The following is a 17,973-nucleotide window of genomic DNA, read 5'->3' on the forward strand; positions in this document are numbered from 1 at the left end:
TTGATTAAATTGTTATTTTATTATTTATATCTCATTTGAATGTTAAAATTGTTGTTGTTTTAAATTATGGGCCTTGAGTTTTGATCATAAAATGTTGCGTATATAATCCTATTTATTATAGCTTTTGAGTCTACAACTTCTCACCTACTTTGGCTTTAAATTTAAGTTAGCCTGAAGCTCACCAAAATTTAGATTTGACCTTATTGGATTTAATTAGGCGCTTTTAAACGAATTTATCATTTATTTTGTTCTTTTTTAACATATAAAAAAATAATGGCTAACTGTTATATATTGTTTTATTGTAAAATATGCGATTATTATCAATTATCGAATTGGAATTAATCCTTTTAATAAAATATGCAAAGTAACTATAAGCCATTACGTTCCAAAAGTTATTCAGTCCCTTGTGAATTATGTAGTGTAGGTTCATTATGTATTCCTATGTTAGTCAATAACAAATTGCATACAGTTTTAGATCGTAAATGTTCTTATATCAAAGATCAGATTTTGATAGAAGAAAATGCCCCTTTTACTAAATTTTATATTATTCATTCGGGTGCTTTAAAAACTTATATCACCACAGCTGATGGTAATGAACATATTAATGGGTTTTATTTACCTGGCGACATTGTTGGTTTAGATTCTATTTCAACAAAAGTATATAACTATACCATCAAGGCCTTAAATAATGTTGCCGTTTGTGAACTTAATTATGAAGAATTAATGTCACTCATTGAAGTCAATAAAACCGTTAGAGATATGATATTCAAGTTGTTAAGTACGGATATCTATAATTATCAGAAATTATTATTATGCTATTCCCAGAAAAAAGCGGATGAAAGATTAGCATTTTTTATTTATTCTCTATATAAACGCTATGAAAAACGAGGCCATACCTCTTTAAATATAAAGTTATCAATGAGCCGGACTGATATCGCTAATTATTTAGGTTTGACCATTGAGACTGTTAGTAGAATTTTGTCTAAGTTTCAAGAACAAGACATATTATCAGTAAAAGGAAAGTATATTTTTATCAAAAATTTAAATGCTCTAATTGTTTTGGGAAAGTAATTTATTTCATGATAAAATATTTAAAAAAGTTCATTTTAAGGTTTAATAACTATGATAAGTTTAAAGAAAACTCTTATAGCAGCAACTGTTGCCATTATGCCAATAAGTTCATTTGCTGCACAACAATTAACTGAAGAACAAGCTAAAAATTTGCAATCATTTAAACAAATCACTGTTCGTGGCGCTTTTTACACTGATAGTGATTATGTAATGGCAATGTCTAAAGCAGCAGATAAAGAAGGAGCAGCTGCTTTTTTTATTACAACAACAAATATTAGCCCATCAAATGATACACTACGTATTGTTTATGCTAAATTATATAAAGCAGACGCACCTAAATTAGATGAGCCAGCTGAAAACCTTCGTAAATTTGAAGGTGTTTATGAATATCCTAAGTCTAAAGCAATTCGATTAGAACCTTTTAATATTGTTAGAATTCGTGGTTACTTCCCTAATGATTATGATGTGAATCAGGCGATTGCAAAAGAAGCCTCTGCTCAGGGTGCTTATGCATTTTATATTGACTCACGATCAGAACTTGGTAGTAATTTACAAGTCGCTGCGTATTTATTTAAAAAAGATGCACCAGAACGAAAATTACAACCTGAAAATGCTATTCCATATGATTCTGAAGCTGGGCAACTGGCCTTAGCACAAGGTGGTGAAGCTGCAATGCAAGTTGAAAAACCGGGCTATTATTCACCATCAGCATTTAACGAAAAATTCTATGCCGAAAAATTCCACAATAAAGTTATTGATAAAACCACTAAGCCTAGCAATGTCAGCACGGTGAGTGGTACATCAACAACAGAAGCGGCAACCGCAGATACAGCAAATACACCACAACGAGCAAGTCGTTACACTGTCACTCTTCCTGATGGACGTAAAATTCAAGAACTTAATGATGCAACTGCGGCGAAAATGGTTGCATATGATACCGTGAAGTTTAGAGGATATTATCCAACCGATCAGGAAATCTCGTATCAAGCGGGTAAACGTGCCATTGATGCTGGCGCTAAATATTATCATATTGCTCGCATCGCTCAGGATGCTAACGGACCAAATATTACAGTATTTGTCGATCTCTATCGATAATCACAGTATTGGGCGCATTGGCGCCCTACTTTTTCAACTATTCCTACCTTAATTTGAATCAGATTTGACAACACTCATATTTAAATTCAACACCATAAAAAGTTATATTATGGAAAATTGCTTAAAAAAATTATAATTCCGATTTAACTGATTCAATCTGTTGCTTTACTCGTTTTGCAGAAATTGGGTACGGTGTACCTAGCTGCTGAGCAAAGAGATTAACTCTCAACTCTTCAATCATCCAACGTATATCTGTTACATTATCTTGCAATCTTTGATTTTCAGGCAAAGTAGTTAGCCAACTTTCATATTGATTTTTAACTTCTTCAATAATGTTCATGGCTTGCCTATCTTTATTTAGATTAACTGTTAATTTTTCGATACGTTTTTCGATTGCAGATAAATAGCGATAGAGATCAGACAATTTTTTATAACCTGTTTTAGATACAAATCCTTTATAAACCAGCCCATCGATTTGTTGTTTTATATCTGATAGTGCAAAAGCTAAAGACAAATCAACACGCCCTTTTAGCTTTTTATTAATACTAAAATGCAAAGTTAAAATTGATTCAACTTGCTTGGCAATATGATAAACGTATTCATTCACATTAGCTTTGGTATAATTCAATAATTGCTGGTATTGTTCTTGGTTTTGGACAAATTGATTATTTTTGTCTATCAACTCATCAATTGCACAAGCAATACAATCATCAATTAAACTTAATACAGTGCCAAACGAATTAAAATAAAGACCTAACTTAGACTTATTGGGTAATTTTTCATGTAAATATTTTATTGGTGAGGGAATATTTAACAGCAATAAACGTCTTAGTCCCAATTTACTTAATCGTTGTTGTTCTTCATAACTATCAACCAGATTTATACTTACCGATGTCTGATTATCAATGATTGCAGGATAAGCTTTAATCGTATAATTTTTTTGTTGTTCCTCATAAATAGTGGGTAGTGAACCAAAATTCCAATCGATAATATTCTTTTTTTCTATTGAATCAGTTTTTTTAGTATTTATATTCGATAGAGCATGCTGTATTTGTGCTTTAAGTTGTTCTTTAAGGTGAACCAAATCTTTACCTGTTGCTAATTCTTTATTATTGATATCAATAATAGCAAAAGTCATTTTTAAATAATCAGGAACTTGATTTAACTGCCAGTCTTCATTGAGTATTGTTACACCTGTCATTTTTTTAAATTCATTTTGTAAACTTTCTAACAAAGGAATGTCAGTTGAACTGACCCTACTTAAGAACGCTTCGGCATAATTTGGTGCGGGAACCAGACTTTTACGTAGTGATTTGGGTAATGACTTGATTAATGCTATAACCAATTCTTTCCTAAACCCTGGCACTTGCCATTCAAATCCTCTATTTTTAATTTGATTAAGTGCATCGATAGGAATTTTAACTGTGACACCGTCACGTTTGTTACCAATATCAAAATGATAACTTAATGGTAATTTGAAGTTGCCCTGTTGCCAAAAATCAGGAAACTCATTAAGGTTAACTTGTTGAGCACTATGATTGATCAACATATTTTTTTCAAAATTCAGCAAATCCGGATCTGACTTTTGTTTTTGTTTCCACCATGAATCAAAATGCTTGGCCGAAATAACAGATTGATCAATTCTATGATTATAAAAATCAAATAATTCTTGATCATCAATTAAAATATCTTGACGACGTGACTTATGTTCTAAATCTTCGACTTCTTTGATCAGCTTTTGGTTTTGTATAAAAAATCGATAACTTGTTTGCCAATCGCCTTCTACCAGTGCATGCCTAATAAATAAAGTTCGGCTTAAATCAGGATCGATTTTGCTATAGTTGATGACTCTATTGATTACAATTGGCAAACCAAATAATGTTGCCTTTTCATTAGCTATAGCAACCCCTTGTTTTTTCGACCATCTAGGCTCACTATAGCTATACTTAAGCAAATGTTTAGCTAAAGGCTCGATCCATTCAACATCGATTTTTGCCACTATCCTACCCCACAAACGACTGGTTTCGACAAGTTCGCTTGCAATACACCACTTAGGCTGATTTTTAAATAATGTTGAATTAGGAAACAAAGCAAATTTAATATTACGAGCACCTATATATTCGTGCTTTTCCAGTTCTTTCATACCAATATGTGATAGTAAGCCGCTTAATAATGCTAGATGTACAGAACGATAATCAGCAGGTTGACTATTTATTGGAAAAGCTAATTGCTTGATTGTTTGTCTAATTTGAGTATAGACATCTTGCCATTCTCGAATACGAAGGTAATTTAAATACTCTTTTTGACACAAGCGTCGAAATTGATTCCCTGAAAGTTGATTTTGCTGTTCATCAATATAATGCCATAAATTAATGAAAGAAATAAAATCCGATTGCTTATCGATAAAACGTCTATGTTTCTCATCGGACGCTTGCTGTTTATCTAAAGGTCGCTCTCTCGGATCTTGAATAGATAAGGCAGCAGTAATAATCATTATTTCTTTAATGCAACCAAATCGTCTTGCTTCAACCAACATTCTTGCTAATCTTGGATCAATTGGCAGTTGTGCCAACATTTTTCCTATTTCGGTCAAACGATATTGATGATGATGAGCCTCGATTGCACCGAGTTCCTCTAATAATCGAATCCCATCACGAATATATTTAGAGTCCGGTGCTTGAACAAATGGAAAGGCAGCGATATCACCCAATCCTAAGGACGTCATTTGCAAAATAACAGAGGCCAGATTAGTACGCAAAATTTCTGGTTCGGTAAATTCTGGGCGTGATAAAAAATCTTGTTCATCATATAAACGAATACATATCCCATCAGAGGTACGACCACAACGCCCTTTTCGTTGATTAGCGGATGCTTGCGAAATCGGCTCGATAGGTAAGCGTTGAACTTTAGTTCTATAACTATAACGGCTTATTCTTGCTAAACCCGGATCGATAACATACTTAATTCCAGGTAAAGTTAATGATGTTTCAGCCACATTGGTTGAAAGAATAATGCGTCGCTTAGTATGCGATTGGAAAATACGATTTTGTTCAGAAGCAGATAACCTAGCATACAACGGTAATATATCAGTATGACGTAAATTAAGTTTATTTAACGTATCGGCAAGATCACGAATCTCACGTTCACCTGTTAAAAACACCAAAATATCGCCATGACTTTCAGCAGACAGCTCATCAATTGCATCAACGATAGGTTGAAAATCACTACTACTTTCGTTGTCATTATCTGAATCACGACTTGCTACTTGAGGACGATATCTCACCTCAACAGGATATGTTCTTCCTGATACTTCAATAATTGGTGCACAATTAAAATGCTGAGAAAATCGCTCAACATCTATCGTTGCAGAAGTAATAATGACTTTTAAGTCAGGGCGTTTAGGTAATAATTGTTTTAAATAGCCAAGAATAAAATCGATATTTAAACTGCGTTCATGTGCTTCATCAATAATAATGGTGTCATAGTTTAATAGTAATTTATCTTGTTGTATTTCGGCCAGCAAAATACCATCAGTCATTAATTTGATTAAAGTATTATCACTAACATGATCTGAGAATCTAACTTTATAGCCGACTAATTGCCCTATTTCAGTGTTTAACTCTTCCGCAATACGATTAGCAACTGAACGAGCAGCTAATCGTCTAGGTTGAGTATGTCCAATAAACCCCTTGACACCTAAACCAAGCTCTAAGCAAATTTTTGGAATTTGTGTGGTTTTACCTGATCCTGTTTCACCTGCAATAATTACAACTTGATGATTTTTTATAGCTTGATAAATTGCCTGTTTTTTTTCAACAACAGGTAAATGTTGAGGATAACTAATTTGCTTGGGCAAAGATTGCAATTTAGTTTGGTAATGATCAACAGCTTGCAAAATAGCAGCATCAATTTTTAATGAATCAGCTTTGGTGCGTGACAGTTTTATTATTTTTTGTTTATCACTTAGAGTCGTTGATTCTAGAAGTTTGAATTGTTGTTGAGATAACATAAAGTGTCAAGTATATTAGTAAACAATTATAATTGTGTCATTATAGCAAAATTTACTTATTATTAGGAGTTGGTATGAAAAAAACGATTGGCTATCTCTCTTTGCTCACAGCTTTGTTTACTTTATCTGGATGTGGGGAGTCAGGCAAAATTAAAGATACAGATTTAATGCATCATCATTTTGTGTTGATTAAAGCTAATGGTCAAGATGTTGCTTTAGATAAACAAGCCGACTTAGAGTTTGGTGAAAAGATGACGATAACAGGGAAAATGTGCAACCAATTTTCTGGTCAGGTTACGTTAAAAAATGATGAAATTAAAGGTGTTGGCGTTGCTATGACAAAAATGCTTTGTAATGATGACCAACTAGATAAGTTGGATATTGTGATAGATCAACTAATTACTAATGGTGCAAAAGTTGAATTGACAAATAATCAACTTATTTTGAAAAATAAAGATAACGAACTTATCTATCAAGTCAAAGAATTGATGTGACACAACCCCTTTAGTTTACCTTAAAACACTTGACCTATTTAATTTTACCTGATGTTTTAAGGTAACTAAGTTGTACAAAGATAAGACACATATCACGATAAAAAGCTTTATTTTAACGATAGTTAAGAATATAATGACCACAGTTTTTTAAGGGTCACACTTTGATGAAAATAATCAATTCTTCAAATAATTTATTTAAATTGAGTAACCATATTGCAGTTACCCATTTCCCTTTACCTATCATTCCCATCAATGTACTGACATTGATTTTTTTTTGTTTAAAAACAGTTTATTTAAAATTTTAACTTCAACCTTAACAACTAGTAGATAATATTATGAAAAAGACAAAAATTGTTTGCACCATTGGTCCTAAATCTGAATCAAAAGAGATGTTAGCAAAATTATTAAAAGCAGGCATGAATGTTATGCGTTTAAACTTCTCTCATGGTGATTATGAAGAGCATGGTAATCGAATCAAAAATTTACGAGAAGTAATGCAAGAAACAGGTTTAAAAGCCGCTATCATGCTAGATACCAAAGGTCCAGAAATTCGTACCATTAAATTAGAAGGTGGTAATGATGTTTCACTTGTGGCGGGTCAAACTTTTACCTTCACCACTGATGAAACCGTCATTGGTAATGCAGAGCGCGTAGCCGTAACTTATAAAGGCTTTGCACATGACTTAAAACCAGGTAATCGCGTTTTAGTCGATGATGGCTTAATTGCCATGGATGTAAAAGAAATTAAAGGAAACGAAGTTATTTGTACTGTTTTGAATAATGGTGATTTAGGTGAAAACAAAGGTATTAATTTACCAGGCGTTTCTATTAAATTACCTGCTCTAGCCGAAAAAGACAAAAATGACCTTATTTTTGGTTGTGAGCAAGGTGTTGACTTTATTGCAGCTTCATTCATTCGTAAGCGTTCTGATGTAGAAGATATTAGAGCTCACTTAAAAACTCATGGTGGAGAAGATATTAAAATTATCTCTAAAATTGAAAACCAAGAAGGGTTAGATAATTTTGATGAAATTTTAGAAGCTTCCGATGGTATCATGGTTGCTCGTGGTGACTTAGGTGTTGAAATCGCTGTTGAAGAAGTTATTTTCGCCCAAAAAATGATGATTAAAAAATGTAATAGAGCATCAAAGCCTGTAATTACTGCGACACAAATGCTTGATTCAATGATCAAAAATCCTCGCCCTACTCGTGCTGAAGCGGGTGATGTCGCAAATGCAATTATTGATGGAACTGATGCGGTAATGCTATCTGGTGAAAGTGCTAAAGGTAAATACCCATTAGAAACCGTCAACGTCATGGCAACTATTTGTAAACGTACCGATGGCACGATTCCTGCTTCGTTAGAATTAACTGCTAAAGAAGAAAAATTACGTATTACAGCAGCTGTATGTTGTGGTGCGGTTGAAATTGCAGAGCGTCTAAATGTACCATTAATCGTTGTGGCAACACGTAGTGGTAAATCAGCACGTGAAGTTCGTCATTATTTCCCTAGAGCACGTATTTTAGCACTGTCTTCTAGCCAAAAAACAGTAAATCAATTAGCCCTATCGAAAGGTGTTGAGCCAATTTTAATTGATACAATTAATTCTACTGATGATTTCTACCGTTTAGGTAAAGAAATGGCGGTAAAAGTTTGCGGTTTACAACAAGGTGATACTATTGTCATGGTATCAGGTGCATTGGTACCAAGTGGAACAACTAATACGACTTCTGTACATCGTATTTAATCCACTTAAAGGTTATCAACTTAATTATAAAAAGCTAGCTAGATGCTAGCTTTTTTTTTATCTTAAGTTATCCTGTTATCATTAAAATTAATAAATTGTAAGAGATAAAAAATGCCAGAAGAGAAAGTATATACACCTAAAGAACTAAGTTGGTTATCCTTTAATCAACGAGTCTTACAAGAAGCAGCGGATAAAAACAATCCCCTGATTGAAAGAATTCGATTTTTAGGCATATATTCGAGTAATCTTGATGAATTTTATAAAGTACAATTTGCTAATTTAAAAAAATATGTGTTAATTGAACAAGAACAAGCCCAAACCTCATCCAACGCAAAACAGTTGTTACGACAAGTTAATCAAAAAGTGATTCAATTAGAACAACAGTTCGATCAGCTCTATAATGAATTATTACTTGAAATGGCAAGAAATCAGATCTTTTTGATTAATGAAAGGCAATTAACCTCATATCAAGAAAATTGGATAAAAAATTATTATAAACAGAATTTACGTCAGTACATTACGCCAATTTTGTTAGATAGTCATACTGAATTAATTCAATTTTTAAAAGACGATCATGCTTATTTAGCTGTTGAAATTATTTGTGAAACTAGCATAAGTTATGCGTTACTCGAATTACCGACAGACAATGTGTCACGTTTTGTCTTACTTCCGTCCGAAGTTTCAACCAAAAATAAATCAATCATATTTTTAGATAACATTTTGCGTTATTGCTTATCCGAAATTTTTAAAGTATTTTTTGATGCCAAGGAACTTAATGCTTACTCAATCAATATTAATCGTGATGCCGAGTATGAATTGAATACTGAATTAGATAGCTTACTTGAACTCATGTCACAAGGATTAAAGCAACGTTTAACCGCTCAACCAGTGCGATTTACTTATCAAAAAGACATGCCTAAAGCACTATTTGAATTATTGATAAATAAATTAAGATTAACTGAACAAGATGCAATGCCTGGTGGACGTTACCCTAATTTTAAGGATTTAGTCAAATTTCCAGATCTTGGCGTAAAAAATTTGTTGAATAAACGATTGCCAAGCCTTGCATATAATCGATTTAAAAAATTCAGAAATGCTTTTGCTGCTATCAAAGACCGCGATGTTCTACTTTACTACCCTTATTATTCATTTGGTCATGTACTTGAAATTATGCGTCAAGCTTCTTTTGATCCAGCAGTAACACATATTCGAATGAATATTTATCGCGTAGCGAAAGATTCTCGTTTTATTCATGCAGCAATTAATGCAGCTAACAACGGTAAGAAAGTCACAGTAGTCGTTGAGTTACAAGCACGTTTTGATGAAGAAGCAAACATTAAATGGGCTAAAAGATTAATTAGTAGTGGAATTAAAGTTATTTATTCACAACCAAAATTAAAAATTCATGCGAAATTATTTTTAATTGATCGTAAAGAAAATGACGAAATTGTTCGATATGCCCATATTGGCTCTGGTAATTTTAATGAAAGAACGGCTAGAATTTATACTGATTTTTCACTACTTACCGCCGATCCCGCTATAACAGATGAAGTGAGAAAAGTTTTCAATTTTATTGAAAATCCATTTAAACCCGTCTCTTTCAATTATCTGCTTGTTTCGCCTCAAAACACACGCTTGCGATTCCATGAATTTATTGAACGAGAAATCAATCATGCAAAATCAGGAAAAAATGCTGCTATTTATCTAAAACTTAATGCAATAACCGATAAAGAGATGATCGATGCACTTTACCGTGCTTCATGTGCGGGAGTCAAAATTAGGATGATCGTACGTGGAACTTGCGTTTTAGTTCCACAAATTGCAAATCTCAGTGAAAATATTTATGTAACAAGTATTGTGGATCAGTTTTTAGAACATGCTCGGGTTTATATCTTTGAAAATGAGGGTAAAAAAGATACATTCATCTCTTCTGCTGACTGGATGCCAAGAAATCTGGATAACCGTATAGAAGTCGGCGTTAAAATTTTCGATCCGATTTTAAGATCAACTATCCACGATATTTTTAATATTCAATGTAATGATAATGTTAAAGCCCGTGTAATTGATAAAGATAATATGAATAATTATGTACAACGAGGCAATAAGAAAAAAATTAGAGCTCAACATGCAATTTATGATTATTTAAAACAATTAGAAACACATGAATAAGGAATTCAAACAGTGAATAAATTCAATGAATATGCGGTTCTTGACCTGGGGTCAAATAGTTTTCATATGGTTATTGCGCGCTGTATTGATGGTGCTACTCAAATTATTTATAAAAATAAAAAAAATATTCATTTAGCGACAGGCTTAAATGATAAAAATGAGCTAAGTGAATCAAGTATTAGTCGTGGTGTGGAATGCCTTGCTTTATTTGCAGAACGGTTAAATGGTTTTCCCGTTGAAAACGTGAGAATTGTTGCCACACATACGTTACGTATTGCTAAAAATAGACAAAAGTTTTTAACTGCGGCAGCCAAAGTTTTACCCTATCCTGTTGAAATTATCTCTGGTCAAGAAGAAGCGCGTTTGATTTATTTAGGCGCCATGAGCTCTGAATCTACCTCTGAATATGATACTAAATTTGTTATTGATATTGGTGGAGGATCGACAGAGATCGCTATTGGTAAAGGCAATGATCTAAAACCCTCGATAGTAGCCAGTCGTCCTATGGGATGTGTTACTTATACTAAACAATTTTTTCCAGATAAGATAATTGATAAAACTTCATTTCAACGAGCAAAACTCGCAGCAACGCAGCAAATTGAAAATATTATAAATACGATAAAAAAACAAAATATCAGTGTCGCTTTTGGTACATCAGGTACAATTAAAAGCATATATAAAATATTACTTGATATTGGTGTTAGCGACGGAATTATCACACCAAAACGTTTGGACGACTTAGTTAGCTATGTCCTAGAATTTAAATCTTTTCAAGATATCGATTTTCCTTCCCTTTCAGATGAACGAAAAAAAGTGTTTGTCAGTGGTTTAGCAATATTTAGCGGTATTTTTGATGCGCTAGAATTACAAGCATTGCACTATTGTCCTTTTGCACTACGTGAAGGTGTTTTATATGAGCTAATTGATGGCCCCAATTATCGTGATATTAGAGAAACGACAGCAGAATCACTATCGCAACATTATAATATTGATGAGCGTCATGCAAAACAAATTGTAAAAACGTCAAAACATCTGTTTTCACAATGGAAAAAGCAAGCCTTAATGACTATACCTACCAATGTTGAAGCAATTTTATATTGGGCGGCACAGTTGCACGAAGTGGGATTAAAAATTAATTTCTCTTCGATCCATAAACATTCAAGTTATATACTGCAAAATAGCAATCTACCTGGATTTAATGAAGAACAGCAATTACTATTATCAACGCTGGTGCGCTACCACAGAAAGTCAATTAATATTGATGATTTACCTTATTTTAGCCTTTTTGAATATAAACATATTGTATCACTGTTACAAATTTTAAGACTTTCGATTCTAATTAATAATCAACGCAATAATGATCTTAATGTAGAGGCTTTTCGTTTAAAGCTTATAAAAGATAAGCTAACCCATATCATCTTAGAAGTTGATCAACAATTCATTGAAAATAATAAGCTTATATTACTTGATTTAGAACAAGAGCAAAAATATTGGAAATCGGTTAATGATTGGCATTTATCTATTGAAACGTTTTAAAAAATAAACCCTGTTACTTACCGCCAGATATGACTGGCGGTAACAATATAACGTGATTAACCTAATCCAATTATCTTCCACCATAAAATACCAATGGTAAAGACAATAATTAAATTCACAACACTACATATAAAGCCAACTTTCCACCATGTTTTTACTGGGACAAAACCTTCAGCAAAGAGTAATGGATTTCTAGCATTTGCAAATTGTGTGATTGAACCAAAGTAATTAGTACAAATCACAAGAGCAAAAATAGCTATCATTTGTGGTACGCCCAGTGCAATAGCAACCGATAGAAAAACAGGGAATAAGGCTGCAATATGTGCATTTCCACTTGCAAAAAAGTAGTGTAAATAAACATAAGCCACACATAAAATGATTATCACAAATACCCAGCTACTATCACCTAAATGCCCTTTTACTGCATTACCAATGGTGTCACCTAACCACTTAGTTACACCAAGTTTATTAACTTGGCCGGCCATCATCAATAATGCCGCAAACCAAATTAAAGTATCCCATGCTGCTTTCTCTCCTTTTATATCATCCCAACTAAGTACACCGGATAAAATCAAAATAGACAAGCCGATAAATGCAGTCGTTGTTGAATCAATACCAAAATTACTGCCAAAAATCCAAAGGCATAATAGTAATATAACAGTACAGCCCATGATAATTTCTTTTTTTGAAACCGCACCCATTTTTTTTAGTTCTTCAACAGCTAAGGTTGGCGCTTCTGGCGTTTTTTTCAGTTCAGGGTTAGTTAAAAAATAGATAACTAATGGAATAACAATAAACGAAACTAAACAAGGTACAATCGCTGCTACAAACCATTGTCCCCATCCTAAAGTGATACCTAGTGACGTTGTCACTAATTTAGCTGCCAACAAATTTCCCGTAAAAGCTGTTAAAAACATAGCAGAAGTGATGTCGTTAACATGGCTAATAGTTAACATCAAAAAAGTACCAATGCGGTTTCTTGATTCATCTTTTGGGTTAGAATTAAAATTAATTGCCAGTGCTTCAGCTATTGGATATATAACGCCTCCTGCTCTAGCCGTCGTACTTGGAATAGCCGGCGCTAAAGCCATATCTGTTACCGATAAACCATACGCTAAACCAAGTGTATTTTTACCTAAAATTTTAACAAGATAGTAAGCAATGCGTCTACTCAGTCCAGTTTTAATAAATCCACGCGCAATCATAAAAGCAATAACAATAAGCCAAATTAGGCTACTATTTAATTCACTTAACGATATTTTTATCGATTCTGCCGCAGACATAGCCCCTGAAGGTCTTAATACTGCAAAAACCGTAATGGCCAATAAACCAATGGCACCAATAGGCATAATTTCAGCAACAATACAGGCAATGGTTGCGACAAAAATAATACTTGTTCGCCACCCTTCTATACTAATACCTTGCGGGGGGGATACCAATAACCATAATACTGCTGATAGCGCAGCAATAATTATCAAAGGTAACCATTTTACTGGCGGCTTATTTATTGTATTCATGGGATTTTTCCTTTTTTAATTTTAAAATTTCATGATCTAATTCTTAATAAACATTAAATTCAGCATTCAATAATCATTTCAATTAAGGCATTAACGCATTACATATTGATGATTCGTTAGTTCGAAAGCAAAATTATGGGGATTAGCTAACTTTATCGTTTTATTTTTTAATAAAAAAATTGCTGATAAATTGCGGTGTTTTTGTAAATATTCATTAGCACGCTCATAGCCTAATCCATATAAAAGCGTTGAAAATAAATCCCCTTCAAGGGACGTATCAGAAATGATTGTGATACTTTCTAATTCGTTATTCAAAGGATACCCCGTTGAAGAATCCAGAATATGATGATAGAGAGTATCTTTGTGTACAAAATAGCGTTCATATATACCTGAGGTTACAACAGATTTGTTTATTACTTTCAGAAAACCGACTAATTCATCATTGTTAGAGAAAGGTTTTCTTAATCCTATATGCCAAAAACCCTCGGCATTTGCTGGTGATTGATTTAATGCCACAACATTGCCGCCTAAATTGATAATCGCTTGATTGATTCCATTTTGTAGCAAAATGGCTTTTACAATATCGGCAATATAGCCTTTTGCGATAGCGCCCATATCGATTTCCATGCCTTTTTTTTTCAAAAAAACTGTTTGATCTTCAACATTGAGTTCAATATCTTGTGGATCGATTAATAAGCGTTTTTCGTCAATTTGTTGTTGGCTGGGTGGAAATCTGCCATTAAATCCTATTTTCCATAACTTAACTAATGGCCCAATAGCGACATTAAAACAGCTACCAGGCATTAAACTGACATCTTTAGCTTGTGCAATTAAGGAAAAAATACTATGACTCACTTTAACAGGTTGTTGACCCGCAGCCAAATTAATAGACATCACCTCAGATATAGAGCGATTAACGGTTAACTTACTTTCTAGCATTTTTATTAACTCAAATATTTTATAAGCAACGATTTCATTAGGTTCACAGAGTATTAATGAAACTCTTGTTCCTAATAAATTTTGCACATATTCATAGCTTGAATTAACCATGCTAAATATACCCTAAGTATAAAAACAATCACTAATGAATATAATCTGTTGCTATTTTTCCAGCTTGCATACCAAATATGATAATATCAGCAACAGCATTTCCACCTATTCGATTCGCTCCGTGTACGCCACCAACAACCTCACCAGCAGCAAATACACCTTCGATAACGTGATGTTCGACATCTAATACCTGCGTTTGGGTATTTATCGTTACGCCCCCCATGGTATGATGTACACCGGGTGCAATTTTTATTGCATAAAATGGCGCAGTATTAATAGGATGACGCATACCTGTTGTTCGTCCAAAATCTTCATCGTGTTGATTTGAAACAAATTGATTATAACGTTCAATGGTTTTAGTTAATGAATCAACATTAATTGATAATTTTTGAGCTAATTCATTAATGGTGCTAGCTTGAATAACCAAATCATGCGATACATATTCTTCAACAGACTTGTTTTCATCACGCACTTTTTGATCAAATAAAATATAAGCATAGTGTTGAGGCAAATTGATGATCTCGGCAGACACTTTATCTCGTGTATCCAATTCATTAACAAAACGCTCACCATTTTGTGATACTAAAATTGCACCGCCACCTCGAATAGATTCTGAAATAAGATAAGATGTTGTTTGTTCAACAGTTGGATGAATTTGGATTTCTTTCATATCCACTGTCCCTGCACCAAGTTTTTCTAAAATCATAATTCCTGAACCGGTAGCACCTTTATGGTTAGTTGTCACAAATCCTTTAAGATCTGGACGATATTTTTCGACCATTTCACGATTTGCACTAAAGCCACCCGTTGCAATTATTACCGCTTTAGCTTTTATGGTTTGAATAGTTCCATCGTCATCAACCGCTTTAATACCCTTCACTTTATTATTTTCGGTAATAATCTCAGTTACATTCGTGTCTAATAAAACTTCAATGCCTCGTTTGTTAATGTTCTTAACTAAACCACTAATCAAAAATCCTCCTACAGCTGCCCCACTCTCAGGTCGATGGGTACGATCAACACTCATGCCACCAGTTGTTGTAATACCACTAAGTTCAATACCATTATTATCCAACCAATCAATAGCTTCAGGTGCATTTTCAACAAAATAGTGCAATAATTCTGGGTTATTTTTATTTTTACCGCCAATCATCGTCTCTTTATAAAAAAGTTCTTTACTATCGACAATACCTTTTAGTTTTTGGAACTTAGTTTCTGCCGCATTCATTCCGGCTGAAGCTTTATTGGTATTACCACCAATAACAGACATTTTTTCAACAATCACAACATTTGCGCCTAAATCATGAGCTCGAATAGCTGCTGCAAGTCCTGCTCCACCACTACCAACGACAACAATATCATAAGCTTTATCATTTGGATCACCGCCTTCAGCCACTATCGCAGCTTTATTGGATTTAGCCATAGCTTTGGTTACCGCTTTTTTAAATGCTTCACATTGCGATGTTGCGCCAGAAATAGCATCGACAAAAGGACTATTGGCTTCAATGATACGATGTTTAATTTCGGAAAAATGAGTTAAAACTTCATTATCAAACTCATTAGCATTAACTAATTGCATGTCTTTGATAAAATCTTTGGCCAATTCTACATTAATGACAAATTCATATGATTCATCGTTAACTTTCTCTTGGTAATCACCGGGTTTAAATTTTTTTACACTTAAATTAACATCTCGAATTAAACTTTCAACCAAAGAGAAATGCCATAAAGGCTCTGGAATCTTAAGCGCTTCTCGCTTATCACTGTTGATAACTAGCTCAAGTTTTTCACCTTTTTCAATTCTGCTTACCCAATCAGGATATGCAATACAAGCTCGTCCAACTGCAACTAAATCATAACCGTTTTCTAACGCGGCATCGACATCGGTTTGATTTACTACGTTTCCCACACCTACAACAGGAATTTTTGCTAATGTTTCAGAACGCATTGCAACATATTTTCGAATTAATGGTGTAGGATCTTGGGTATCGACAATAGACGGTCTAAGAATTGCTCCCATTGAAAAATGAATGTAATCCAATCCTTTTTCAGCCAATTTCTCAAGTAGATACATCGTGTCATCAAAACGAATGCCAGGAACTTCTAATTCTTCAGGTGAAAAACGATAACCAATAATGAAATTAGAATTTGCGTATTGTTTAACCATGCTATGAGTAATATCTAAAATGGCTAAAGGAAATCTTGTTCGATTATCACGGCTTCCACCCCATTTATCATTTCGTTGATTTGAATTAGGTGAATAAAACTGTTGTATTAAATAAGTATTAGCACCATGGATTTCTACACCATCAAATCCAGCCTGAATAGCACGCCGCACAGCTTGACCAAACTTATCAATCATATGCTCAACTTCATCACCTGTTAATTCAATTGGGGTTGCAGCACCAGGTCTTGGCGCGGCAACGGCACTCGGACCGACAGGAAGCTGACCACCGATTAATTTAGGTTCGACCATTCGACCGCCATGATAAACCTGTATAATAGCTTTCGATCCTTTGGATTTGATCGCCTCAGCTATTTTGGCTAATCCTTCAATTTTATCGTCACTATCTAAACCAATAGCACCAGGAAAAGCCAAACCTTTATCATCAACAAAACCACATTCAACAATAATAGTGCCTATATCACCCGATCTAGCTTGATAATATTCAATTAAATCATGCGTTACTGATCCTTCATGAAAACCTGAACAAGTAGTCATTGGTGCCATCATTATGCGATTTTTTAATTCAACACCATTGGGTAAAATAAATGGTTTAAAAGTATTTTCGTTTCTCATCGTTAGTTACCTAATAATTACTTAAATTGATTTGTTACTGGTAATAATACCATTGCTGATAACTGTTCTCCAATTACAATGGCCTGATCAGTTAGGTTAGTATCATTTTTGCGACAAAAATTATTCAATTTTATTAATGGATTATAAAAACTTACCATTCAGAATAATTAGAAATTGCTTTTTTTTGACAGTTAAATAGTTAGCGTAGTGTATGTAATTTAATTATTTGTCTCAAAAAAAACACTATAACTATTTCATTTACTTAGATATTTTTTCTTATTTTTGGCTTGTGCTTTATTTTAATTCAGCTACAATGCCGAACAACTCATATAAAAAGGAATGTATAAATGTTAGTGGTCCAGATACCCAAACAGAACGAAAAACTAAATCTTCATTCTTTTTTATTTACAATTATTAATCCTCCTTTATGGAGGATTTTTTATTTTAAGCATCTCTCAAATTTATTTTCCTCAACCATTATAAA

General features: G+C 33.5%; 10 protein-coding genes. 6 read left to right on the forward strand and 4 right to left on the reverse strand.

What is annotated here, in order from left to right:
• The first annotated feature begins 441 nt into the window (after nt 1–441).
• Together A9G09_RS01095 and A9G09_RS01100 are read left to right on the forward strand one after the other, a co-directional pair.
• Nucleotides 442–1,071 carry a helix-turn-helix domain-containing protein gene (locus A9G09_RS01095; RefSeq protein WP_255307619.1) on the forward strand — a complete coding sequence of 210 codons (630 nt, stop codon included), beginning with the start codon at nt 442–444 and terminating at the stop codon, nt 1,069–1,071.
• Between the two features lie 51 nt (nt 1,072–1,122).
• Nucleotides 1,123–2,166: a YdgH/BhsA/McbA-like domain containing protein gene (locus A9G09_RS01100; RefSeq protein ID WP_081297426.1), complete on the forward strand. Its 1,044-nt coding sequence runs from the start codon at nt 1,123–1,125 to the stop codon at nt 2,164–2,166.
• 130 nt (nt 2,167–2,296) lie between these two features.
• Here A9G09_RS01100 and hrpA read toward each other — a convergent pair whose 3' ends face one another.
• A complete protein-coding gene (gene hrpA, locus A9G09_RS01105; RefSeq protein WP_081297427.1) occupies nt 2,297–6,175 on the reverse strand; it encodes an ATP-dependent RNA helicase HrpA in 3,879 nt (1,292 codons plus the stop codon).
• A gap of 74 nt (nt 6,176–6,249) precedes the next feature.
• On the opposite strand from hrpA, the gene A9G09_RS01110 reads away from it, so the two are divergent.
• The 4 genes from A9G09_RS01110 to A9G09_RS01125 all read left to right on the forward strand — a co-directional run bounded on the left by A9G09_RS01110 (nt 6,250) and on the right by A9G09_RS01125 (nt 12,122).
• Nucleotides 6,250–6,669: an META domain-containing protein gene (locus A9G09_RS01110; protein WP_065633083.1), complete on the forward strand. Its 420-nt coding sequence runs from the start codon at nt 6,250–6,252 to the stop codon at nt 6,667–6,669.
• 335 nt (nt 6,670–7,004) lie between these two features.
• On the forward strand, nt 7,005–8,417 hold the full coding sequence (gene pykF / locus A9G09_RS01115) for a pyruvate kinase PykF (protein ID WP_065633084.1): 1,413 nt from the start codon (nt 7,005–7,007) through the stop codon (nt 8,415–8,417).
• Nucleotides 8,418–8,528: 111 nt separating this feature from the next.
• Nucleotides 8,529–10,586 (forward strand): polyphosphate kinase 1, encoded by a 2,058-nt coding sequence (ppk1, locus tag A9G09_RS01120; RefSeq protein WP_065633085.1) that lies wholly within the window; start codon nt 8,529–8,531, stop codon nt 10,584–10,586.
• A gap of 12 nt (nt 10,587–10,598) precedes the next feature.
• Nucleotides 10,599–12,122, forward strand: a complete 1,524-nt coding sequence (locus A9G09_RS01125) for an exopolyphosphatase (RefSeq protein WP_218056774.1) — start codon at nt 10,599–10,601, stop codon at nt 12,120–12,122.
• Between the two features lie 56 nt (nt 12,123–12,178).
• Here the strand turns inward: A9G09_RS01125 and A9G09_RS01130 are convergent, their stop codons facing one another.
• The 3 genes from A9G09_RS01130 to A9G09_RS01140 form a co-directional block, all read right to left on the reverse strand.
• Nucleotides 12,179–13,639: a DASS family sodium-coupled anion symporter gene (locus A9G09_RS01130; protein WP_065633087.1), complete on the reverse strand. Its 1,461-nt coding sequence runs from the start codon at nt 13,637–13,639 to the stop codon at nt 12,179–12,181.
• A 90-nt stretch (nt 13,640–13,729) separates the two neighbouring features.
• A complete protein-coding gene (locus tag A9G09_RS01135) occupies nt 13,730–14,689 on the reverse strand; it encodes an FAD:protein FMN transferase (protein ID WP_065633088.1) in 960 nt (319 codons plus the stop codon).
• 31 nt (nt 14,690–14,720) lie between these two features.
• Complete coding sequence (locus A9G09_RS01140) at nt 14,721–17,489, reverse strand: flavocytochrome c (RefSeq protein ID WP_065633089.1); 2,769 nt, start codon at nt 17,487–17,489, stop codon at nt 14,721–14,723.
• Between the last annotated feature and the right edge of the window lie 484 nt (nt 17,490–17,973).

The organism is Gilliamella sp. wkB292 (genome assembly GCF_001690235.1).
GTDB classification, from domain to species: Bacteria; Pseudomonadota; Gammaproteobacteria; order Enterobacterales; family Orbaceae; genus Gilliamella; species Gilliamella apicola_F.

Bases quoted from the DNA above. Each gene is read 5' to 3' on its own strand.
- hrpA (WP_081297427.1), bottom strand. From the start codon at position 6,175: ATGTTATCTCAACAACAATTCAAACTTCTAGAATCAACGACTCTAAGT.
- A9G09_RS01095 (WP_255307619.1), top strand. From the start codon at position 442: ATGTTAGTCAATAACAAATTGCATACAGTTTTAGATCGTAAATGTTCT.
- A9G09_RS01135 (WP_065633088.1), bottom strand. From the start codon at position 14,689: ATGGTTAATTCAAGCTATGAATATGTGCAAAATTTATTAGGAACAAGA.
- A9G09_RS01140 (WP_065633089.1), bottom strand. From the start codon at position 17,489: ATGAGAAACGAAAATACTTTTAAACCATTTATTTTACCCAATGGTGTT.
- A9G09_RS01100 (WP_081297426.1), top strand. From the start codon at position 1,123: ATGATAAGTTTAAAGAAAACTCTTATAGCAGCAACTGTTGCCATTATG.
- A9G09_RS01110 (WP_065633083.1), top strand. From the start codon at position 6,250: ATGAAAAAAACGATTGGCTATCTCTCTTTGCTCACAGCTTTGTTTACT.
- A9G09_RS01130 (WP_065633087.1), bottom strand. From the start codon at position 13,639: ATGAATACAATAAATAAGCCGCCAGTAAAATGGTTACCTTTGATAATT.
- pykF (WP_065633084.1), top strand. From the start codon at position 7,005: ATGAAAAAGACAAAAATTGTTTGCACCATTGGTCCTAAATCTGAATCA.
- ppk1 (WP_065633085.1), top strand. From the start codon at position 8,529: ATGCCAGAAGAGAAAGTATATACACCTAAAGAACTAAGTTGGTTATCC.